General features: G+C 64.8%; 19 protein-coding genes and 1 pseudogene. 13 read left to right on the top strand and 7 right to left on the bottom strand.

Going from position 1 to position 20,285, the window contains the following annotated elements; genetic code table 11:
• Positions 1–48: 48 nt before the first annotated feature.
• The gene (rpsP, locus tag SSA01S_RS10735; RefSeq protein WP_007404083.1) at positions 49–435 is read left to right on the top strand and encodes a 30S ribosomal protein S16; all 387 of its coding nucleotides are present in this window, start codon (positions 49–51) and stop codon (positions 433–435) included.
• Positions 436–587: 152 nt separating this feature from the next.
• A complete protein-coding gene (gene rimM, locus SSA01S_RS10730) occupies positions 588–1,148 on the top strand; it encodes a ribosome maturation factor RimM (protein WP_240954543.1) in 561 nt (186 codons plus the stop codon).
• Here rimM and SSA01S_RS10725 read toward each other — a convergent pair.
• Positions 1,138–2,046, bottom strand: coding sequence for an NAD(P)/FAD-dependent oxidoreductase (locus SSA01S_RS10725; protein ID WP_061780366.1), 909 nt, complete (start codon positions 2,044–2,046; stop codon positions 1,138–1,140). The two genes, rimM and SSA01S_RS10725, sit on opposite strands and share 11 nt — an antisense overlap.
• An 86-nt stretch (positions 2,047–2,132) precedes the next feature.
• On the opposite strand from SSA01S_RS10725, the gene SSA01S_RS10720 reads away from it, so the two are divergent.
• From SSA01S_RS10720 to rplS, 4 genes and pseudogenes are all read left to right on the top strand, one after another.
• Positions 2,133–2,405, top strand: coding sequence for an AbrB/MazE/SpoVT family DNA-binding domain-containing protein (locus SSA01S_RS10720; protein WP_061780349.1), 273 nt, complete (start codon positions 2,133–2,135; stop codon positions 2,403–2,405).
• Complete coding sequence (locus SSA01S_RS10715; protein WP_061780364.1) at positions 2,398–2,781, top strand: type II toxin-antitoxin system VapC family toxin; 384 nt, start codon at positions 2,398–2,400, stop codon at positions 2,779–2,781. The genes SSA01S_RS10720 and SSA01S_RS10715 overlap by 8 nt, the downstream gene beginning before the upstream one ends.
• A pseudogene (gene trmD / locus SSA01S_RS10710) lies at positions 2,778–3,493 on the top strand (tRNA (guanosine(37)-N1)-methyltransferase TrmD); the annotation flags it as partial. The gene SSA01S_RS10715 and the pseudogene trmD, both read left to right, overlap by 4 nt.
• Positions 3,494–3,508: 15 nt before the next feature.
• A complete protein-coding gene (rplS, locus tag SSA01S_RS10705; RefSeq protein WP_058733020.1) occupies positions 3,509–3,901 on the top strand; it encodes a 50S ribosomal protein L19 in 393 nt (130 codons plus the stop codon).
• Between the two features lie 90 nt (positions 3,902–3,991).
• Here rplS and SSA01S_RS10700 read toward each other — a convergent pair whose 3' ends face one another.
• The 5 genes from SSA01S_RS10700 to SSA01S_RS10680 form a co-directional block, all read right to left on the bottom strand.
• Complete coding sequence (locus SSA01S_RS10700) at positions 3,992–4,633, bottom strand: peptidylprolyl isomerase (RefSeq protein WP_061780363.1); 642 nt, start codon at positions 4,631–4,633, stop codon at positions 3,992–3,994.
• Between the two features lie 137 nt (positions 4,634–4,770).
• Positions 4,771–6,798 carry an RNA polymerase sigma factor RpoD gene (gene rpoD / locus SSA01S_RS10695; protein ID WP_058733009.1) on the bottom strand — a complete coding sequence of 676 codons (2,028 nt, stop codon included), beginning with the start codon at positions 6,796–6,798 and terminating at the stop codon, positions 4,771–4,773.
• Positions 6,799–6,940: 142 nt separating this feature from the next.
• Positions 6,941–8,788 carry a DNA primase gene (gene dnaG, locus SSA01S_RS10690; RefSeq protein ID WP_061780348.1) on the bottom strand — a complete coding sequence of 616 codons (1,848 nt, stop codon included), beginning with the start codon at positions 8,786–8,788 and terminating at the stop codon, positions 6,941–6,943.
• 147 nt (positions 8,789–8,935) lie between these two features.
• The gene (locus SSA01S_RS19130; protein ID WP_082795041.1) at positions 8,936–9,475 is read right to left on the bottom strand and encodes an endonuclease domain-containing protein; all 540 of its coding nucleotides are present in this window, start codon (positions 9,473–9,475) and stop codon (positions 8,936–8,938) included.
• A gap of 22 nt (positions 9,476–9,497) precedes the next feature.
• Positions 9,498–9,950 (bottom strand): GatB/YqeY domain-containing protein, encoded by a 453-nt coding sequence (locus SSA01S_RS10680; RefSeq protein WP_061780346.1) that lies wholly within the window; start codon positions 9,948–9,950, stop codon positions 9,498–9,500.
• A 140-nt stretch (positions 9,951–10,090) separates the two neighbouring features.
• Here SSA01S_RS10680 and carA point away from each other — a divergent pair, with 140 nt between their 5' ends.
• The 5 genes from carA to SSA01S_RS10655 all read left to right on the top strand — a co-directional run bounded on the left by carA (position 10,091) and on the right by SSA01S_RS10655 (position 16,387).
• The gene (gene carA, locus SSA01S_RS10675; protein WP_061780345.1) at positions 10,091–11,275 is read left to right on the top strand and encodes a glutamine-hydrolyzing carbamoyl-phosphate synthase small subunit; all 1,185 of its coding nucleotides are present in this window, start codon (positions 10,091–10,093) and stop codon (positions 11,273–11,275) included.
• Between the two features lie 8 nt (positions 11,276–11,283).
• Positions 11,284–11,835, top strand: coding sequence for a DUF6680 family protein (locus tag SSA01S_RS10670; RefSeq protein ID WP_167348910.1), 552 nt, complete (start codon positions 11,284–11,286; stop codon positions 11,833–11,835).
• Between the two features lie 5 nt (positions 11,836–11,840).
• Positions 11,841–15,173: a carbamoyl-phosphate synthase large subunit gene (gene carB, locus SSA01S_RS10665; RefSeq protein ID WP_061780343.1), complete on the top strand. Its 3,333-nt coding sequence runs from the start codon at positions 11,841–11,843 to the stop codon at positions 15,171–15,173.
• A gap of 94 nt (positions 15,174–15,267) precedes the next feature.
• Positions 15,268–15,744, top strand: coding sequence for a transcription elongation factor GreA (gene greA, locus SSA01S_RS10660; protein ID WP_042483476.1), 477 nt, complete (start codon positions 15,268–15,270; stop codon positions 15,742–15,744).
• 4 nt (positions 15,745–15,748) lie between these two features.
• On the top strand, positions 15,749–16,387 hold the full coding sequence (locus SSA01S_RS10655; RefSeq protein ID WP_061780342.1) for a rhomboid family intramembrane serine protease: 639 nt from the start codon (positions 15,749–15,751) through the stop codon (positions 16,385–16,387).
• A gap of 105 nt (positions 16,388–16,492) precedes the next feature.
• Here the strand turns inward: SSA01S_RS10655 and SSA01S_RS10650 are convergent, their stop codons facing one another.
• Positions 16,493–16,708: a DUF4170 domain-containing protein gene (locus SSA01S_RS10650; RefSeq protein WP_058716478.1), complete on the bottom strand. Its 216-nt coding sequence runs from the start codon at positions 16,706–16,708 to the stop codon at positions 16,493–16,495.
• A gap of 142 nt (positions 16,709–16,850) precedes the next feature.
• Here SSA01S_RS10650 and SSA01S_RS10645 point away from each other — a divergent pair, with 142 nt between their 5' ends.
• Together SSA01S_RS10645 and SSA01S_RS10640 are read left to right on the top strand one after the other, a co-directional pair.
• Positions 16,851–18,095 carry an NAD(P)/FAD-dependent oxidoreductase gene (locus tag SSA01S_RS10645; RefSeq protein WP_061780341.1) on the top strand — a complete coding sequence of 415 codons (1,245 nt, stop codon included), beginning with the start codon at positions 16,851–16,853 and terminating at the stop codon, positions 18,093–18,095.
• 69 nt (positions 18,096–18,164) lie between these two features.
• Positions 18,165–20,279, top strand: coding sequence for a TonB-dependent siderophore receptor (locus tag SSA01S_RS10640; RefSeq protein WP_061780340.1), 2,115 nt, complete (start codon positions 18,165–18,167; stop codon positions 20,277–20,279).
• The last annotated feature ends 6 nt before the right edge of the window (positions 20,280–20,285 follow it).

The following is a 20,285-nucleotide window of genomic DNA, read 5'->3' as shown; positions in this document are numbered from 1 at the left end:
CGGACGGAATGCCGGTGGATTTGAACGTTTTAACTCAAGGACTGAAATATGGCTCTCAGCATTCGTCTGTCGCGTGGTGGCTCGAAGAAGCGCCCTTACTATCGCATCGTGGTGGCCGATGCCCGTGCGCCGCGCGACGGCAAGTTCATCGAGAAGATCGGTAACTACAACCCGCTCCTCGCCAAGGACAACGACCAGCGCGTGCAGCTCGACGCCGAGCGCGCGAAGCACTGGCTGGCCAATGGCGCGCAGCCGACCGACCGCGTTGCCCGCTTCCTGGACGCCGCCGGCGTTCGTGAGCGCGCCGCTCGCAACAACCCGAACAAGGCGAAGCCCGGCGAAAAGGCCACCGAGCGCGCTGAAGAGCGTGCCGAGAAGCTGAAGGCTGCTCAGGAAGCCGCCAACGCTCCGGCCGAAGAGACCGCCGAGGCTTAATGGCTTTCGGCTTTGCGCTGCCTCGGTCGATCGCGATCGGGGTAGGGCAAGGCACCGGATACGGGGTCATGCGTTTCCAAAGCCAATGGCTTTAGGAGATAAGCGCATGACCCCGCCAACCGAACCCGATCCCCGGACCGCACCCGACGATCATGACGACGCGACTAATCAAGGCGTCTCCGCGCCAGACCCCGCCGAGGGCGGCAACGACGCCCCCAAAGGGGACGGCGAATCACCCAGCGGGTGAGCCCCACGTCACGCTGGCCGTCATCATCGGCGCGCATGGCATTACGGGCGAGGTTCGGCTCAAGGTTTTTGCCGACGACCTGTCGGACTATCGCTCGTTTAATGGCGGCGCGCTGACGTTGAAGTCGGCCCGCGATGGCTCGAACGGCGTCATCGCGCGCTTCGCCGAAGTCACCGACCGCAACGGTGCGGAGGCGCTTCGCGGCACGGAACTGACGGTGCCTCGCTCCGCCCTGCCTCCGCTGGAGGAGGGCGAATATTATCATGCCGACATTATCGGGCTGTCCGCGATCGCCAGTGATGGTGAGGAACTGGGCCATGTCGCGCTGATCGAGAATTTCGGCGCTGGCGACGTGCTCGAGATCGAGCGTCCCGATGGCCGTCGCTTCATGGTGCCGATGAACGCGCAGGCCGTGCCGGAATGGAGTCAGGACCGCCTGATCGTGGATCGCGCTTTCATCGCCTGATCGGCGATTGCTCGTTCAGCAGGTTGCGAATCGTCGTGGCCGCCACCCCCGCCTCGCCCATGGCGTGGCTGATCTGATCCAGCCCCTTCACCACATCTCCTGCCGCAAACAGGCCGGGCACCGATGTCCGCTGGTGGTCGTCGACCTCCAGGCAGCCGCTCGGGTCTGCCTTCGCGCCCGCCGATACCGCCAATTCCGACCGGATACGCGAGCCCATCGCCGGATAGACGCTGTCGAAGCGCATCCGCCCGTTCGCCGTGTCGAGCGCGATTTGCTCGCCTTCTATGGCCCATCCGCCGCAGGGACCGTCGATGCGCGCCACACCAGCCTCGTCCAAAGCCTTGGCGCATTGGGGATCTAGGTCGTGCGCGGCATCGGGCGCGATCAGCGTCACGTCGCGGGTGAAGCCGCGCAGGAACAGCGCCTCGCGCATGCCATGGTCGCTGGTGCCGATGACGCCGACCCGCTTGTCGGTGACCTCATAGCCGTCACAGACCGGGCAATAGCGGATCAGCCCGCGCTCCAGCGCCGGGTCGTGCACCTCGGGCAGGAGCTTGCGGGGGCGATGATTGACCACACCCGTGGCGAGCAGGACGGTTCGGGTGCGATACTCGGCCTCATCGGTGACGACGCGGAAATGGCCATTTTCGGGGTGGATCGCCGTGACCCGGCGCGGCGTGCAATGCGCGCCATAGCGTCGCGCCTGATCGTGCATACGTGACAACAGGGCCTTGCCGCTGATCCCTTCCGGGAAACCGGCATGATTATGCGTACACGGGATCATCGCGGCCCGGCTCGACCCGCTGTCGAACATATGGATACGCAGGTGATAGCGCGCGAGATAGATTGCAGCCGTCAGCCCGGCAGGGCCCGCCCCGATGATGATACAATCGTCCATGGCGAGGGCAAAGCGCGAGGCGCGGCAACGTTCCTTGGCGTTTTCCAACGCGCGATGTATATACATCGCGTATATACGGAGGCTTCATGGGCAAGGATTATCAGGCAAAGGTCTTCCGATCAGGCAACTCACTGGCGCTTCGCCTGCCTGCCGCCTTGGGCTTGGCCGAGGGGATGGAGATGACCCTGCGCGAGGAACAGGGGCGCTATGTGTTCGAGCCCGTCCAGGCGCCGCGCAAAACGATCGATCTGACCGGCATTGCTGGCTCGATGCCGTGGCTGAAGCCGATCGAGCGGGAAGATTTCGAGATGGAACCCCGTGCGCTGGACTGGGATGGGAAATTGCTTGGCCGTGATTGAGGCGCGCTATCTGCTCGACTCCAATATTTGCATCTATGTCCTGCGCGACGCTGCGGGAACCGCTGCAAGGCGGCTCGCCAGCTGTGAACCAGGCAGTGCGGTTGCATCCGCAATCACCTATGCCGAGATTATGAGGGGCCTCGAACATCATGGTGCGGAAGCTATCGCGGCATTCGATCGCTTTTTCGAGCGCGTGCCGATATTGCCGTTCGACCAGCGCGCTGCCTCGGCCTACGCGACGATCCCCTTCCGGCGGGGTCGGTTCGATCGCCTGATCGGTGGCCATGCCCTGGCGACAGGTCTGACACTGGTGACCAACAACGAAGCCGACTTCGCCGACATTCCCGGCCTGACTATCGAGAACTGGACGCTGTGACCTTTCGCGCAACGATATTGACGCTCTATCCAGAGATGTTTCCCGGACCTTTGGGCCACTCGCTGGCGGGACGGGCGCTGCGCGAGGATCGCTGGGCGCTGGAGGCGGTGCAGATCAGGGACTTCGCCACCGACAAGCATCGCTCGGTCGACGACACGCCAGCCGGTGGCGGCGCGGGCATGGTGTTGCGCGCCGATGTGCTGGCGGCGGCGGTGGATTCGGTGGCCGACGACCGCCCCGTGCTGGCGATGACGCCGCGTGGGGCTCCCCTGACCCAGCCGCGTGTCCGCGAACTCGCGGCGGGGCCGGGCGTCACCATCCTGTGCGGCCGGTTCGAGGGATTCGACGAGCGCCTGTTCGAGGCGCGCGGCATCGAACAGGTGTCAATCGGCGACTATATCCTGTCGGGCGGCGAGATGGGCGCGCTAGTGCTGCTCGACGCTTGCGTTCGGCTGCTTCCCGGCGTAATGGGCGCGGCTTCCAGTGGAGTCGAGGAAAGCTTCGAAAGCGGCCTCCTCGAATATCCGCAATATACCCGACCTGCTGAGTGGGAAGGGCGCACGATCCCTGAAGTGCTGCGATCGGGGGATCATGCGAAAATCGCAAAATGGCGTCATGCCAGGGCTTGCGAGGATACACGGTCAAGGCGGCCGGACCTTTGGGAACGTCATGAGGGCGTTCGGGTCGGTCGCCCTCTGGCGCGCGGCGACGATTGAGGAATGAAGTCATGAACGTGATCCAGCAGATCGAAGCTGAGCAGATCGCCAAGTTCAACGAGACGAAGAAGATCCCGGAATTCCGCCCCGGCGACACGCTGAAGGTCGGTGTGAAGGTCGTCGAAGGCGAGCGCACCCGCGTCCAGTTCTATGAGGGCGTCTGCATCGCCCGCGCGAACAAGGGCATGGGCTCGTCGTTCACCGTCCGCAAGATCTCCTTCGGTGAGGGTGTGGAGCGCGTCTTCCCGCTCTACTCGCCGAACGTCGACTCGATCGAAGTGGTTCGTCGCGGCGCCGTGCGTCGTGCGAAGCTCTATTACCTGCGTGGTCGCACCGGCAAGTCGGCGCGTATCGCCGAGCGTCGCGATCCGCGTCCGGCCAAGGGCACCGCAGCCGCCGAGTAATCGGCGCGGCGGACTGTCCAGCGGTTCGACAGGAAAGGGCGGTGGCACCAAGCGGTGCCGCCGCCCTTTTTCTTTGGCGGGAGAGGGGCTTCACCCCCCGAAATTATACAGCCACATCTTGGGCTCGCCGGTCGGATGCGGTTTGCCGTCCAGCCGCTTGACGTTGAAGACCTTGACGGGCTGCAGGATCATCTGCCCCTTCATCGCATCCATGCCCCCGCCCGAGGGCTTGGCGAGGATCTTCTTCACCGTATCCATCCCCGCCACGACATGGCCGAAGGCAGCATAGCCGTCATAGCCCGGCCGCGCGTCCAGGCCGGGCGCAGGGCCGACGGTGAGGACGAAGTTGCCGCCCGCCGATTGCGGCGTCGCGCCCCGCGCCATCGAGATCGCGCCGTCGAGATGCTTGATCCCGGTCTTGGTCGTCGTCTCCAGCGGGAAGGGGGGCAGGATGCGCCGCGCATCAGTACGGATGCCGCCCTGCACGAAGCCCTTCTTCGGATCACGCTTGTCGCGCGCGGTCCGGTAGAAGACCGTCCCGTCGAACCGCCCGTCATCGACATAGGCCAGGAAATTCTTCGTGGTCGCGGGCGCCCGGCGCGCGTCGAGCGCGACGACGATCGGCCCTTCGGAGGTGTTGATCTGCACCCGGACATAGCCGGGGCGGGGGACATTCTGGTTCGCGGGCGCTGCGGCGGTCAGCAGCGCGAGGAGCGGCAACGCATACTTCATGCGCGCCCGATACCCCTTTCGGCCACGATTGTGGAGGGGCTGGGGCTGCTGATCCATCATTCGAAAATGGGTGAGCATGAAAAAGGGCCGCCGATCCTTCGACCGGCGACCCGTTTCGTTAAAATCCAAACCCAACCTTATTGGTCGAGGAAGCTGCGCATCTTGCGGCTGCGGCTGGGGTGCTTCAGCTTGCGGAGCGCCTTGGCCTCGATCTGGCGGATGCGTTCGCGGGTGACCGAGAATTGCTGGCCGACTTCTTCCAGCGTGTGGTCGGTGTTCATGCCGATGCCGAAGCGCATGCGCAGCACGCGCTCTTCGCGCGGGGTCAGGCTGGCGAGCACGCGGGTGACCGTTTCCTTCAAATTCGCCTGGATCGCCGCGTCGACCGGGATGACCGCATTCTTGTCCTCGATGAAGTCGCCGAGATGCGAATCCTCCTCGTCGCCGATCGGCGTTTCGAGGCTGATCGGCTCCTTGGCGATCTTCATCACCTTGCGCACCTTCTCCAGCGGCATGGAGAGGCGTTCGGCCATCTCCTCCGGGGTCGGTTCGCGGCCCTGCTCGTGCAGGAACTGGCGGCTGGTGCGGACCAGCTTGTTGATCGTCTCGATCATATGGACCGGGATACGGATGGTCCGCGCCTGGTCGGCGATCGAGCGGGTGATCGCCTGACGAATCCACCAGGTGGCGTAGGTCGAGAACTTGTAACCGCGGCGATATTCGAACTTATCGACTGCCTTCATCAGGCCGATATTGCCCTCCTGGATCAAATCCAGGAACTGCAAGCCGCGATTGGTGTATTTCTTGGCGATGGAGATGACGAGGCGCAGATTCGCCTCGACCATTTCCTTCTTGGCGATACGCGCCTCGCGCTCGCCCTTCTGCACCATGTTCACGATGCGGCGGAATTCGGTCAGCGCCATGCCGGTCTGCTGCGAGATGTCGGCGATCTCGCTGCGGATGCGGTCGACGGTGGCGGCTTCGTTGGTGGCGAAGTTGCCCCACTTCTTGTCGACGCCACGCACGGTATCGAGCCAGTTCTCGTCCAGCTCATGACCCAGATAGCGGTCGAGGAAGTCCTTGCGGTTGACCTTGTGACGCTCGGCGAGGCGCAGCATCTGGCCGCCCAGCGCGGTCAGGCGCCGGTTGAAGGCATAGAGCTGGTCGACCAGGAACTCGATCTTGGCGTTGTGAAACTGAACGCTCTCGACCTCGGCGGTCAGCTCTTCGCGCAGCTTGTGATACTTGCGTTCCTCAGCCGCCGACAGCTCGCCGCCCAGCGCCATGGATTCCAGGCGCTGCTGCTGGATTTTCGAGAATTTCTTGTAGATCGCGGTGATGTTGGCGAACTTCTCCAGCGCCTGCGGCTTGAGCGTCTCCTCCATCTGGGCGAGGGACAGGGTATTGTCCTCTTCCTCGTCCTCGGCGCGGGGGCCACGGCGTTCGCCGCCCTCTTCATCCTCGCCATCGACCGAGGGTTCCTCGGGCTCTTCTTCTTCCTTGAACTGGGGACCGGCGTTCTTGGCACTGATCTCGCCATTGTCGTCCTCGTCCTCCTCGCCCAGATTTTCCGGGCCGGCGTCCTTGGACAGCATGGCGTCGAGATCGAGGATCTCGCGCAGCTGCATCGTGCCTTCGTTCAGCGCGGTCGACCAGTCGATGATCGCGTTGAAGGTGATCGGGCTTTCGCACAGCCCCAGGATCATCGTGTCGCGACCCGCCTCGATCCGCTTGGCGATGGCGATTTCGCCCTCGCGGCTCAGCAGTTCGACCGCGCCCATCTCGCGCAGGTACATGCGGACCGGATCGTCGGTACGATCGACGGTTTCCTTCTTCTTCGCCTCGGGCTGCGGGCCGGAATCGCCATCGGCCTCCGTGGTATCGGCGTCGTCGGCCTCTTCCTCGGACTCACCGTCCTCGCCCTGTTCCTCATTCTCGACGATATTGACGCCCATCTCATTAAGGGCGGCCATGATATCCTCGAGCTGGTCGGAGGACATCTGGTCCTGCGGCAGCGCTTCGTTCAGCTGGTCGTACGTGATGTAGCCGCGCTTCTTGGCGCGCGCGATCAGCTTCTTGATCGACGCCTCGTTCAGGTCGATCAGCGGCGCATCGCCCGTTTCGGTGGTATCGGTCGTATCCGCCGCCATATTCGCCTTCGCCATCAAATGCCCTCAGGGTTCCGTGCCCGGCCTCTGTCACACCGCTCGCAGGTGATGCAAGCGGGTGAGGGGGCCATGCGTAATTTTCCAGTGCGGGCGTGGGTCGCCCAATATGCCCCGGATATGGGGCGGGAGAGGTGCTGTATCAAGCGGCCTCCCCGGCTTGCTTCTCGGCTAGATCGCGCGCCGCCTCCAGCCAGCTATAGAGCTGGTCCAGCGATTGCGCGTGCGCGGCGTGGCACCGCGTCTGCTCGGCGAAGCGATCCTCGGTCATGTCGGTCTGGAACGCCTGCACCGCGCGTTCGCGGTTCGCGCGCGTCTCGCTTTCCTCCAGCATGACCTCGATGATCTTTTCCAGATCGCGGACCGCAATGGCCGGATCACTGGTCTTGCTGAAGAAGCTGAACGCCAGGTCGCGGGTATAGTCGCGCGCGTCGATCGGATGGACGTCGGTGGTCGCCATGATCTGTTCGATCAGGCTTTCGGCCTCGGCGGCGTCCTTGCGCGACAGATGCGGGTCGTTGACCGCTGCGTCGAGCAGGTGATGCCGCCAGTCGTTGAGATAGCGGTCGCCCATGTCCAACCGGCTGATCTCGTCCATATAGCGGCACAGCACATGCGGATAGCGCATCAGGCCGAGCAGCACCGCGCGCTTCAGGCTGTACTCGACACCGCGCCCGACATGGCGATTGGCCTCGGCCACCGCCTGATGCACCGCCGCCGCGTTGACCCGCCGGATGCCGAAGATGTCGAAATAGCGCGACATCATCGCGCGCTTATATTCGTAGGCGAGATCCTTGTGCGGGATCTGCTGCGCCAATTCCTCCAGCCGCTGTTTCAGCGCGGCGCGGCCCTCGGGTGTGTCGGTCTGGGCCTGCGCGATCTCAGACTGCCAGAGCAGGTCGCTGAGCGGCGTGGCGCGGGTCAGCACCGCCTCGAAGCCCGCCGCACCCTTTTCCTGGACCAGATCGTCGGGGTCCTGGCCCTGCGGCAGGGTGACGAAGGACAGGCTCTTGCCCGGCTGGAGCAGCGGCAGCGCACGGTGCGCGGCGCGGATCGCGGCCTTCTGCCCCGCCGCATCGCCGTCGAAGCAGAGCGTCGGCACGTCGACCATCCGCCACAGCCGTTCCAGCTGATGCTCGGTCAACGCGGTGCCGAGCGGTGCGACGGCTTCTGCGATCCCGGCCTGGGCGAGGGCGATCACGTCCATATAGCCCTCGACCACCAGCACGCGGCCGGACTTGCGCACCGCAGGCGCGGCGCGGTCGAGATTGTAGAGCGTGCGGCCTTTGTCGAAGAGCGGCGTGTCGGGCGAGTTCAAGTACTTCGGTTCGCCGTCGCTGATGATCCGGCCGCCGAACGCGATCACCCGGCCGCGTGCGTCGCGGATCGGGATCATCAAGCGGCCGCGGAACCGGTCATACGGGTCCTTGCCGTCGACCTTGATGAGCAGCCCGCACTCGATCAGCGCGGGATCGCCATAATCCTTGAGCGCGGCCTTCAGCTTGCCCCGGCTGTCGGGCGCGAAGCCCAGACCAAAGGCGCGGGCCGTGTCTGGCGTGACCCGGCGGCGGGTCAGCAACTCGCGTGCATCACCGCCCGATAGGCCGCCCAGCTGTTCGGAAAACCATGCGGCGGCATCGGCCATCGCGTCGTGCAGGCCCTTGGCGCGCTCCGCCTTTTGGGCGGCGCGGCGGTCCTGCTCGGGCATGTCGAGCCCGGCGACCTGCGCCAGTTCCTTGACCGCATCGATGAAGGGCAGGCCGCGCTGGTCGGTCATCCAGCGAATGGCATCGCCATGCGCCGAACAGCCGAAGCAATGGTAGAAGCCCTTGTCGTCGTTGACGTAGAAGCTGGGCGTCTTTTCGTTATGGAAAGGGCAGCAGCCCTTATATTCCCGGCCGGCCTTTTGCAGCTTCACCGTCTTGCCGATTAGCGCCGACAGACTGGTCCGAGTGCGAAGCTCGTCAAGGAATTGCGGGGTCAGGCTCATGGCGTCCGCGCGATTATAATTTGTAGCGGGATGGGGGTGTTTTGGCAAGGGGTGGGGGTGTACGGATGGTCCGGGTTTGCCCTCCCCCAGCCCCTCCCGCTTGCGGGAGGGGAGCTTGCAGGGATTGAGGTTAGGGGTGTCCGCGCCTCAAACGCTTCCCCTCCCGCAGGCGGGAGGGGATCGAGGGGAGGGCTTGTCCGCGAGCGCGCGCTCAATGGTTTCGACGACGCCTTGCAGGTTACCCAGAACATCGTTGTTCCAGAAGCGGATCACCCGCCAGCCTTGGGCTTCGAGATAGCTCGTGCGGGCTTCATCATAAGCGGCTTGGGCATCGTGTTGACCGCCATCGACTTCAACGATCAGCTTTTCCGATCGGGCGGCGAAGTCGGCGATATAAGGGCCGACGGGTACCTGCCGGTTGAAGCGAACGCCTGCGACCTGGCGCCTCGATAGGGCCCGCCAAAGTCTCCGTTCCGCATCGGTCGGATTGAGGCGAAGTGCTCGCGCCTTCCGCGTCGGGCGGTTTTCGCGGAAAGGTCGCGGGCCCTCCCCTCGGTCCCCTCCCGCCTGCGGGAGGGGATGCGCTCGGGGTGGAGGGCGGTCCTCTCCACGAAGCGAAACAGGCTCCTCTCCCGCAGGCGGGAGGGGTTGGGGGAGGGGACCACGCTCGCGATCGAAACCCCGCACCAGCCCCACTCCCCACCTCACATCACGCCAAAGCCGCCTTTACCAACCCGCTGGCCTTGCTCATATCCAGCACCGCCGCATGCCGCGCCTTCAACTCGGCCATCACCCGGCCCATATCCTTCATGCCGCTCGCCCCGATCTCCGCCTTGATCGCCTCGATGGCGGCCTTGGTCTCATCCTCGCTCAGCGTCTGCGGCAGGAAGCGTTCGATCACCGCGACCTCGGCCTTTTCGGCGTCGGCGAGTTCCTGACGGCCGCCCTGTTCGTACATGGCGATCGATTCGCGGCGCTGCTTGACCATCTTCTGCAGCACTTCGATCACGACCATGTCGTCGTCAGCGGGCGCTTCGCCGGTGCGGAGTTCGATGTCGCGGTTCTTGATGGCGGCCTGGATCAGGCTGATCGCCGCGCGGCTTTCCTTGTCGCCCGCTTTCATGGCGGCCACCTGCGCGGCCTTGATGTCGTCGCGAATCATGTTTTTTCCGTCTTGTCTGAAAGGCGGGGACGATAGCCGATGGAACCAATTCCGTGAACCGGTTGACGGCGCGGCCCGATGGGCCTAGCGGACGCCACTTAGCGACATTGCAGACATTTTAGCAGGAGTGCCCGCCGATCATGGCCGACGCCAAGCCATTCGCCATGCCCGAAAAGCCTGAAGGCGCCACGGGCGTTCTCGTTCTGGCAAGCGGAGACGTGTTATGGGGGCGCGGTTTCGGCGTCGAGGGTGATGCCGTCGGAGAGGTGTGCTTCCACACCGCGATGACCGGTTATCAAGAGATCATGACCGACCCGTCCTTCGCGGGCCAGATCATCACCTTCACCTTCCCGCATATCGGCAATGTCGGCGCGAATCCCGACGATATCGAGGCGGACGCGCCGCACGCGCTGGGCATGATCGTCCGCGAGGACCCGACCGCCCCGTCCAACTTCCGCGCCATGGAGAACCTGGCGGGCTGGATGGCGCGGCACAACCGCATCGGCCTGGCGGGCATCGACACCCGCGCGCTGACCCGCCGCATCCGTGCCGCTGGCGCACCCAACGGCGTGATCGCCCATTCGGCATCCGGCGAGTTCGACATTGCCGCGCTGCTCGAAAAGGCGCGCGCTTGGCCGGGTCTGGAGGGCATGGACCTCGCCAAGGACGTGTCGACCGAGCTTCATTATGGCTGGGGCGAGACGCGCGAGGGCGGCCTGTGGCGGCTGGGCTTCGGCTATGCGGGCGCGGAGGGCGAGGATCGCCCGCACGTCGTCGCGATCGATTATGGCAGCAAGCACAACATCTTCCGCAACCTGGTTCAGGCGGGTGCGAAGGTGTCGGTGGTCCCCGCCACCGCGTCCTATGAGGATGTGATGGCGCTGAACCCGGACGGCATCTTCCTGTCCAACGGCCCCGGCGATCCGGCGGCGACCGGCGAATATGCGGTGCCGGTCATCCGCCAGCTGCTCGACACCGGCAAGCCACTGTTCGGCATCTGCCTGGGCCACCAGCTTCTGGGTCTGGCGGTCGGCGCCAAGACCTCGAAGATGCACCAGGGGCATCGCGGCGCGAACCACCCGGTCAAGCGCCTGTCCGACGGTCTGGTCGAAATCACCAGCATGAACCACGGCTTCGCGGTCGAGCGCGAGACGCTCCCTGCGAACGCGCGCGAGACGCATGTGTCGCTGTTCGACGGGTCGAATGCGGGTCTGGAACTCACCGACCGCCCGGCCTTCTCGGTCCAGTACCATCCCGAGGCTTCGCCGGGGCCGCAGGACAGCTTCTATCTGTTCGAGCGGTTCGTGGGGGCGCTTCGGTCATGATCTACGGCATGAAGATCTACGAATTCATAAACCTGATCGGTTTGTTCGTTGGTCCGATTTCTGCCGTTATAATTACGCTGTGGTATCAGCAGCGATCGGGTATGAAGGATAGGCAGACCCAAACGCTTCGTATGCTCATAAATACGAGGCATATGGCAGCCGATCCAGCATATTCAGTTGCTATAAATATGGTGCCAATCGAGTTTAATAACGTCCCTTCCATTATGACGGCTTGGGAAAAGTACATCGAAGTCGTCAGATATAGGGCATCCGAAGATAACGTCGATAGTCACCATAAAGATATGACCGCGAAGCAAACGCAGTTGATCTTTAGTATATCGCGGCATTTAGGGTACAAGATATCGGAAACCGATATCCAATCCAGTGCCTATGTTTCGCAGGGTTATATCGATCGGGATCAGTTGGCCGTTCAGTCTCAGGTAGCCTGGATTCGAATTGCTAATGCGCTCGAGGGGCAGAATGCGGCAGCTGGCCTGCCAGACCCGCCGTCCCCCGAGCAGCTTATACCCGAGCAAAAACCCGTCTCATCGGAATCATAATCGCAATGCCAAAACGCACCGACATCTCCTCCATCCTCGTCATCGGCGCTGGTCCGATCGTCATCGGTCAGGCGTGCGAGTTCGACTATTCGGGCACGCAGGCGATCAAGGCCCTGAAGGAAGAGGGCTATCGCATCGTCCTGGTCAATTCGAACCCGGCGACGATCATGACCGATCCCGAGCTGGCCGACGCAACCTATGTCGAGCCGATCACGCCCGCCGTCGTCGCCAAGATCATCGAGAAGGAGCGCCCCGACGCGGTCCTCCCGACCATGGGCGGCCAGACCGCGCTGAACACCGCGCTGGCCCTGTTCCATGACGGCACGCTGGAGAAGTTCGGCGTCCAGATGATCGGCGCCGATGCCGAGGCGATCGACAAGGCCGAGGACCGTCAGAAGTTCAAGGTCGCGATGGAGAAGATCGGGCTGGAATCCGCCCGCTCGGCCATCGCGCATAGCGAGGCGGAGGCGCTGGCGGGGTTGGAGAAGGTCGGCCTGCCCGCCATCATCCGCCCCAGCTTCACGCTGGGCGGCACCGGCGGCGGCGTCGCGTATAACCGCGAGGAGTTCATCGCGATCGTCCGCGCCGGGCTCGACGCCTCGCCGACGACCGAGGTGCTGATCGAGGAATCGCTCCTCGGTTGGAAGGAATATGAGATGGAGGTCGTGCGCGATCGCAACGACAATTCCATCATCATCTGCTCGATCGAGAATATCGATCCGATGGGCGTCCACACCGGCGACTCGATCACCGTCGCGCCCGCGCTGACGCTGACCGACAAGGAATATCAGATCATGCGCAACGCCAGCCTGGCGGTGCTGCGTGAGATCGGCGTGGAGACGGGCGGCTCGAACGTGCAGTTCGCGGTCAATCCGAAGGACGGCCGCCTGATCGTCATCGAGATGAACCCGCGCGTGTCGCGGTCCTCGGCGTTGGCATCGAAGGCGACCGGCTTCCCGATCGCCAAGGTCGCGGCCAAGCTGGCGGTCGGCTATACGCTGGACGAGATCGAGAACGACATCACCGGCGCGACCCCGGCCTCGTTCGAGCCGACGATCGACTATGTCGTCACCAAGGTCCCGCGCTTCGCCTTTGAGAAGTTCAAGGGCTCGGAGCCGGTGCTGTCGACCGCGATGAAGTCGGTCGGCGAGGTTATGGCGATCGGCCGCAACATCCACGAGTCCATGCAGAAGGCGCTGCGTGGGCTCGAGACGGGCCTGAGCGGCTTCAACGATGTCGAGCATCTGGTTGGTGCCCCGCGCGCCGAGATCGAGGCGGCGCTGGCCAAGGCGACCCCGGACCGGCTGCTGGTCGCCGCACAGGCGCTGCGTGAAGGCTTCACCGTCGCCGAGGTCCATGCGATCGCCAAGTACGATCCCTGGTTCCTGGAGCGGATCGCCGAGATCGTCGCGGTCGAGGCCGAAGTCATGGCAAACGGCCTGCCGCAGGACGCGGCGGGGATGCGCCGCCTGAAGGCGATGGGCTTCTCCGACAAGCGGCTGGCCTATCTGGCGCTGCAATCGGCGAACCTGCGCGGCATGGATCGCGGCATCGCGCGCGGCTCGGGCCTGATCCACGAGGTCGTCAAGATGATGACCGGCGGCGTCACCGAGCAGGAGGTGCGCGAGCATCGCCAGAAGCTGGGCGTGCGTCCGGTCTTCAAGCGGATCGACACCTGCGCGGCCGAGTTCGACGCCAAGACGCCCTATATGTACTCGACCTATGAAGCCCCGACCTTTGGTGAGCCCGAGGACGAGGCGGTGCCCAGCGACCGCAAGAAGATCGTCATTCTGGGCGGCGGTCCGAACCGGATCGGGCAGGGCATCGAGTTCGACTATTGCTGCTGCCACGCCTGCTTCGCGCTGGCGGATGCGGGCTATGAGACGATCATGGTCAACTGCAACCCGGAAACGGTCAGCACCGACTATGACACCTCGGACCGGCTGTATTTCGAGCCGCTGACCGCCGAGGACGTGCTGGCGATCCTGGACGTCGAGAAGTCGAACGGAGAGCTGGTCGGCGTGATCGTGCAATTTGGCGGCCAGACCCCGCTGAACCTCGCCCGCGCGCTGGAATCGGCCGGTATCCCGATCCTGGGCACCAGCCCCGACGCGATCGACCTGGCCGAGGACCGCGAGCAGTTCGCCGCACTCGTCGACAAGCTGAAGCTGCACCAGCCCAAGAACGGCATCGCGCGCAGCCGCGAGGAAGCGCTGATCGTCGCCGAGCGTGTCGGCTATCCGGTGCTGATGCGTCCCAGCTTCGTGCTGGGCGGCCGCGCCATGGAGATCGTCGACGGCCCGCAGCAGCTGGAGGATTATATCCAGACGGCGGTGCAGGTGTCGGGCGATGCCCCGGTGCTGATCGACCAGTATCTGCGCGACGCGATCGAGGTGGACGTGGATGCGATTTGCGACGGCGACCAGGTCGTCGTGGCGGGCGTGCTCCAGCATATCGAGGAAGCGGGCGTCCATTCGGGCGACTCGGCCTGCTCGCTGCCGCCCTACAGCCTGTCGGCCGAGATCATCGCCGAGATCGAGCGTCAGGCAGAGGCGCTCGCGCGCGGCCTGAACGTGCGCGGCCTGATGAACATCCAGTTCGCGGTGAAGGACGGCACGGTCTACCTGATCGAGGTCAACCCGCGCGCCAGCCGCACCGTGCCCTTCGTCGCCAAGGCGATCGGCACGCCCATCGCCAAGATCGCCGCGCGCGTCATGGCGGGCGAGAAGCTGGCCGATCTGCCGCAGATCGATCGTCACATCGACTATTATGCGGTCAAGGAAGCGGTCTTCCCCTTCGCGCGCTTCCCCGGTGTCGATCCGGTGCTGTCGCCCGAAATGAAGTCCACGGGCGAGGTTATGGGCATCGACCCCGACTTCACCACGGCGTTCGCCAAGTCGCAGCTGGGGGCGGGCACCGTCTTGCCGACTGAAGGCGCGGTGTTCATCAGCGTGAAGGACGGCGACAAGGAACAGATCGTTCCCGCCGCCCGGATGCTGTCGGAGGCGGGTTTCGCGATCGTCGCGACCGGCGGCACCGCCGATTATCTCGACCGCGCCGGTGTGACGGTCGAGAAGATCAACAAGGTGGCGCAAGGGCGGCCGCATATCGTCGACCGGATCAAGGACGGCGGCATCACCCTGATCTTCAACACGACCGAGGGGTGGCAGAGCCTGAAGGACTCCAAGCCGATCCGCGAAGCCGCGTTGGGACAGAAGATTCCGTACTTCACCACGGCGCCCGCCAGCGTCGAGGCGGCGAAGGCGATTGCGGCGTCCGGCACCCGTGGTCTTGAAGTACGCCCCCTGCAATCCTACTATTCGCGTTCGCACAACTGATCCCGACATGAGAACATGATGTGCTGGCGGACCGCTCTCCCGGTTTGGGAGGGCGGTCCGTACCGGGAATGCGTAAGAATTGGGGACTAGGAATATGGCGACCGTCGAAAAGATGCCGATGCTCCAGGAGGGCTATGACAAGCTCACCCAGGACCTGCGGCGTCTGAAAGAAGAGCGGCCGCTGATCGTCGACGCGATCGAGGAAGCACGTGCGCACGGCGACCTGTCCGAAAACGCCGAATATCATGCGGCCAAGGAACGGCAGGGGCAGGTGGAGGCGACGATCGCCGACATCGAGGACAAGCTGAGCCGTGCGCAGATCATCGACCCGAAGGATCTGTCGGGCGACAAGATCGTGTTCGGTGCGACCGTCACGCTGCTCGACGAGGACGACAAGCCGGTCAAGTATCAGATCGTCGGCCAGACCGAGGCGGACGCCAAGACCGGCCGCATCAGCTACAACTCGCCGCTGGGCCGTGCGCTGATCGGGCGCAAGCTCGACGAAGAGGTCGAGGTGACAGTGCCGTCGGGCGACCGTTATTATGTCGTCAGCAAGATCGAGTTCATCTGATCCGATGAATTGGACAGCGGCACGGGCGACCACGGCCATCGCGGCCGTCACGGCGGCCGTGTCGCTGGCCCTGATCCTCACCGGTATGGTGCCGGATGCAGCGGTCGCGGGCGGCTTCATCCCGCTTCGGTTTGAGGGGGCGGCCTTGCCCCCCGATTTCGGTTTTGCGGTGCCGACCATCCTGACGCCGCTGACCGCGACGCTGATCCATGGCGGTTTTGCGCATATCGCGTTCAATCTGGTGATGCTGGTCTATTGCGGCGCGCAGACCGAACGGGCGCTGGGGCCGCGCGGGATCGCGATCCTGTACGTGGTGGGCGCCTATGCCGCCGCGTTGGCGCAATATTTTCCCGATCCTGCCTCGCCCATGCCTATGATCGGCGCGAGCGGCGCGATTTCCGCGATTGTCGGGGCCTATGCGCTGCTCTTCGGGCGGCGGCGGGCGACCAAGGGCGTCGCCGGGCTGTCGGCCGAGTTCACCCATGTTCTCTGGCTGGCGGCGGGCTGGATCGGTATCCAGCTGCTGATCGGCTATGCCGGGATGGGCATGGGAGCGATTGCCGTCGCCGCGCATATCGGCGGGTTTATCGCGGGACTGGTCTTTGCTCGCCCGCTTCTCCTGTGGCGTTATCGTAACGCGTAGGACAGGTGGGGCGTGATGCCCGACGTCCGTTCGATCTGGCGTTCGATCTGGCGTTCGATCTGGGCGAGGTCGAAGGCGATGCCCCGACCTCGCCCAGCATCCGGCTCAGCCCAGCGTCGGCTCCAGCAGGCGGTGCAGGTGCACCACCACGAACCGCATCTCGGCATCGTCGACGGTCCGCTGTGCCGCGGCGCGCCAGGCCTTTTCGGCGCTGGCATAGTCGGGGAAGATGCCGACCACTTCGAGGGCGGAGGGGTCGACGAAATCGAGAGTCTGCGGATCGCTGACGCGGCCGCCGAACACGAGGTGCAGCTTGCTCATGGTATCTCCTGAGGATTTGCGCTTTCCCCTAGCGACAACGGCGGCGTGATTGAAGACGCTCTTTCGCAACCGCAACGCTTTGTCATAGGGATGGGGTCATGGTGATTGGCAGACGCCGTCCATCCATCCTAGGGATAGCGCCATGACCGATATGCACCATCCCTCTTACGACATCGTTATCGTCGGCACCGGCCATGCCGGGGCGCAGGCGGCCATCGCCCTGCGACAGGAGGGTTTCGACGGCACGATCGCGCTGATCGGCGAAGAGGATTTCCCGCCCTATGAGCGACCGCCTTTGTCGAAGGAATATCTGGCCGGGGACAAGCCGTTCGAGCGTATCCTGATCCGGCCCGAGCGTTTCTGGGCGGAGCGCGGCGTAACGCTGCGGCTGGGCGAGCGGATCGTTGCGGTCGATGCGGAGGCGCGGTGCCTGACCAGCGAGAGCGGCACGCTGATCGCCTATGGTACGCTGATCTGGGCGGCGGGCGGGCATGCGCGGCGGTTGAGCTGCGACGGCCATGACTTGCGCGGCGTGCATTCGGTGCGGACCCGCGCCGATGTCGACCGGTTGATCGCCGAGTTGTCTTCGGTCGAGCAGGTGGTCGTGATCGGCGGCGGCTATATTGGGCTGGAGGCGGCCGCGGTGCTGACCAAGTTCGGGAAGGCCGTCACCATCGTCGAGGCGCAGGACCGGGTGCTGGCGCGGGTCGCGGGCGAGGCTTTGTCTCGATTCTATGAGGACGAGCATCGCCAGCATGGCGTGACTGTCCGCCTGAACGACGGCGTGACCTGTATCGAAGGGGAGGGGGCCGTCACTGGCGTGCGGCTGGCCGATGGCGTGGTCCTGCCTGCGCAATTGGTGATCGTCGGTATCGGGATCGTGCCCGCCGTCGCGCCGCTGGTAACCGTCGGGGCGGCGGGCGAGAATGGCGTGAAGGTCGATGCCCAGGGGCGCACCAGCCTGCCCCAGGTCTTTGCGATCGGCGACTGTGCCGCCCATGCCAATGCCTTTGCCGACGGCGCGGTAATCCGGCTGGAGTCGGTCCAGAACGCCAACGACCAGGCGACCGTCGTCGCGCGCACGATCATGGGCCGTGACGTGGCCTATCATGCGGTGCCGTGGTTCTGGTCCAATCAATATGACCTGAAGCTGCAGACAGTCGGCCTGTCGACCGGTCATGACCGCGCCGTCCTGCGCGGCGATCCGGCGACGCGGAGTTTCTCGGTCGTGTATCTGCGAAAGGGGCGAGTGATCGCGCTCGATTGCGTCAATGCGATGCGCGATTTCGTGCAGGGCAAGGCGCTGGTCGCCGATGGCGCGACGGTTGCCGAAGACGCGCTGGCCGACACCGACCGGCCCCTCAAGGCGCTGTGGCCGCTTACCTGACATTTTTGTTAAAGAGATGTTGTAACATCCCTGATCGCCGGATATGCGCGCCTCCCACGGGAGAATTACATGGTCATCTTTAACAAGCCGAGGGGGTTTCGGCTGACGTCCTCATGCGTGGCGCTGGTGCTGGCCGCCACGGCGGCCCAGGCCCAGCAGGCGCAGGGCACCGGTCCGGTGCCGGACGATCACGGCGATATCGTCGTGCTCGGCACCCGGTCGGATCGCGATACCAGCCTGGGGTCCGATCTCCTGACCCGGCGCATGTCGCAGTCCAGCCGTTCTCTGGAGCGCGACCTGCTGGTCGCCAACGGCACCTATCGCCTGTCCGACGCGCTGGAGCTGTTCAGCGGGATCAGCCAGCAGAATAATCGCGGCGGCTTCCTCGACAATTTCGCCATCCGGGGGTTCCTGGGCACGCCCGATGGCGGGGCGGAATATTATATTGACGGCTTCCTCGCCAATCGCGGCCTCGCCCCGCCGCGCGACCCGGCGACCACCGAGCGGATCGAGGTGTTGAAGGGCCCGGCTGGTGCGGTGTTCGGTGACATCGATCCGGCGGGCCGGGTTAATATCGTGTCGAAGACGCCGCGCTTCACCTCCGCAGTGAACGCGACGGTCCTCTACGGATCGTTCAACACGCGGCGTGGCGAGCTGGACGTGACCGGCCCGCTATCCTCGACGCTGGCGGGACGGATCGTCGTCGCGGCCGAGGACTCGGATGGTTACCGTGACTTCACCAACCCGTCGCGCCGGGTGGTGTCGCCGTCGCTGACCTGGCAGCCGCGTGTCGGCACGAAGCTGACTGCGCTGGCCGAATATACGACTTTCGACTCTGCCTTCGACCGGGGCGTACCCGCGATCCGCGGCGATGCGCTCGCGGTGCCGAGCAACCGTTATTATGGCGAGCCCCGTGACGGGATCACGCGGGCGCGCAACACCCGGTTGCAGCTGACCGGCGAGCAGGCGCTGGGCGGCGAATGGTTGCTGAATGGCGGGGTGGTCTGGCGCTATGCCACGCTGCGCGGCCTGTCGAGCGACCAGTCGCGACTGGTCGACAACCGCACCCTGTGGCGGCAACGGCGCGAGCGGGGTTACGAGTCCGAGGATCTGGCGGCACGGATCGAGCTGGCCGGGCGCTTCGATGCATGGGGCGTGCATCATCCCAGCATCGGCGTGAAGGGCTATACGCTGCGCTATCTGGAACTGCTGCGGCGTCGCAATCCCAGTGCGGCGAACCCTTATGCCATCGATGTGTTCGATCCCGTCTATGGCGGGCCGCAGCCGACCCTGCTGCCCTTCCTGAACCAGACGGAGACGCGGGCGTCGGGCGCGATTTATGCGCAGGATATGTGGGACGTCACCGACCGGCTGACCCTGACCGGGGGCGTGCGGTATGACCTGTACCGCCAGCAGCTTCGCCGCAACCTGACGGGCCTGACCACCCGGGCCACGGGCGATCCGGTCAAGTTCCGGGTCGGCGCGCGCTACCGGGTGACCGACACGGTGGCGGTCCATGCCAATTGGGGCGAGTCCTTCCTGCTCAACTCCGGCAGCGGGCGACCGACCGCCAGCGATCCCGAAGGCGCGGCGTTCGGCCCCGAAGAGGCGCGAGGCTATGAGCTGGGCGTCGCGGGGCGCTGGCCGGGCGTCAATGTCGCGGCGACCTATTTCAACATCGACAAGCGCGGCATCCTGACCACTGATCCGGTCAACCCGAACTACAATGCGCCGGTCGGATCGTTGAAAAGCCGCGGCGTCGAGCTGGATGCGTCGCTCGACCTTGCCAAGCGGTGGCAGATCGTGGGCAATTACGCCTATATCGATGCGCGGGCGGACGATCGGACCTTCCTGACGCCCGATGTGCTGAACGTCGCCAAGCATTCCGGCACGCTGTTCGCGGTCGGGCGATACCCGACCGGCTGGGGCACCGAATGGTCGGTCTCGGCAGGTGCGACCTATGTCGGTGACCGGGCAGGGGCGCTCGATGCCAGCGGCCTGCGCTTGCCCGCCTATACCAAGGCCAAGATCGCGGGCGAGATCGGCGTGACACCCACGCTGACCGTGCGGGCCGAAGCCGACAATCTGTTCGACGTCCATTATGCGATGAGCTCGTACAGCCAGGTCTGGACCTATCCCGGTGCGCCGCGCACCGTTCGGGTGTCGGCACGCGTCGCTTTCTGATACAAG

The organism is Sphingomonas sanguinis NBRC 13937 (assembly GCF_001591005.1).
In the GTDB taxonomy this organism is placed as follows: Bacteria; Pseudomonadota; Alphaproteobacteria; order Sphingomonadales; family Sphingomonadaceae; genus Sphingomonas; species Sphingomonas sanguinis.
The sequence above is the reverse complement of the archived record's forward strand: the minus strand, read 5'-3'. Positions and strand labels throughout refer to the sequence as shown.

What these genes read in the sequence shown, in the direction of transcription:
- rpsP (WP_007404083.1), top strand. Translation starts at nt 49, where the DNA reads ATGGCTCTCAGCATTCGTCTGTCGCGTGGTGGCTCGAAGAAGCGCCCT.
- rimM (WP_240954543.1), top strand. Translation starts at nt 588, where the DNA reads ATGACGACGCGACTAATCAAGGCGTCTCCGCGCCAGACCCCGCCGAGG.
- SSA01S_RS10725 (WP_061780366.1), bottom strand. Translation starts at nt 2,046, where the DNA reads ATGGACGATTGTATCATCATCGGGGCGGGCCCTGCCGGGCTGACGGCT.
- SSA01S_RS10720 (WP_061780349.1), top strand. Translation starts at nt 2,133, where the DNA reads ATGGGCAAGGATTATCAGGCAAAGGTCTTCCGATCAGGCAACTCACTG.
- rplS (WP_058733020.1), top strand. Translation starts at nt 3,509, where the DNA reads ATGAACGTGATCCAGCAGATCGAAGCTGAGCAGATCGCCAAGTTCAAC.
- SSA01S_RS10700 (WP_061780363.1), bottom strand. Translation starts at nt 4,633, where the DNA reads ATGAAGTATGCGTTGCCGCTCCTCGCGCTGCTGACCGCCGCAGCGCCC.
- rpoD (WP_058733009.1), bottom strand. Translation starts at nt 6,798, where the DNA reads ATGGCGAAGGCGAATATGGCGGCGGATACGACCGATACCACCGAAACG.
- dnaG (WP_061780348.1), bottom strand. Translation starts at nt 8,788, where the DNA reads ATGAGCCTGACCCCGCAATTCCTTGACGAGCTTCGCACTCGGACCAGT.
- SSA01S_RS10680 (WP_061780346.1), bottom strand. Translation starts at nt 9,950, where the DNA reads ATGATTCGCGACGACATCAAGGCCGCGCAGGTGGCCGCCATGAAAGCG.
- carA (WP_061780345.1), top strand. Translation starts at nt 10,091, where the DNA reads ATGGCCGACGCCAAGCCATTCGCCATGCCCGAAAAGCCTGAAGGCGCC.
- SSA01S_RS10670 (WP_167348910.1), top strand. Translation starts at nt 11,284, where the DNA reads ATGAAGATCTACGAATTCATAAACCTGATCGGTTTGTTCGTTGGTCCG.
- carB (WP_061780343.1), top strand. Translation starts at nt 11,841, where the DNA reads ATGCCAAAACGCACCGACATCTCCTCCATCCTCGTCATCGGCGCTGGT.
- greA (WP_042483476.1), top strand. Translation starts at nt 15,268, where the DNA reads ATGGCGACCGTCGAAAAGATGCCGATGCTCCAGGAGGGCTATGACAAG.
- SSA01S_RS10655 (WP_061780342.1), top strand. Translation starts at nt 15,749, where the DNA reads ATGAATTGGACAGCGGCACGGGCGACCACGGCCATCGCGGCCGTCACG.
- SSA01S_RS10650 (WP_058716478.1), bottom strand. Translation starts at nt 16,708, where the DNA reads ATGAGCAAGCTGCACCTCGTGTTCGGCGGCCGCGTCAGCGATCCGCAG.
- SSA01S_RS10645 (WP_061780341.1), top strand. Translation starts at nt 16,851, where the DNA reads ATGACCGATATGCACCATCCCTCTTACGACATCGTTATCGTCGGCACC.
- SSA01S_RS10640 (WP_061780340.1), top strand. Translation starts at nt 18,165, where the DNA reads ATGGTCATCTTTAACAAGCCGAGGGGGTTTCGGCTGACGTCCTCATGC.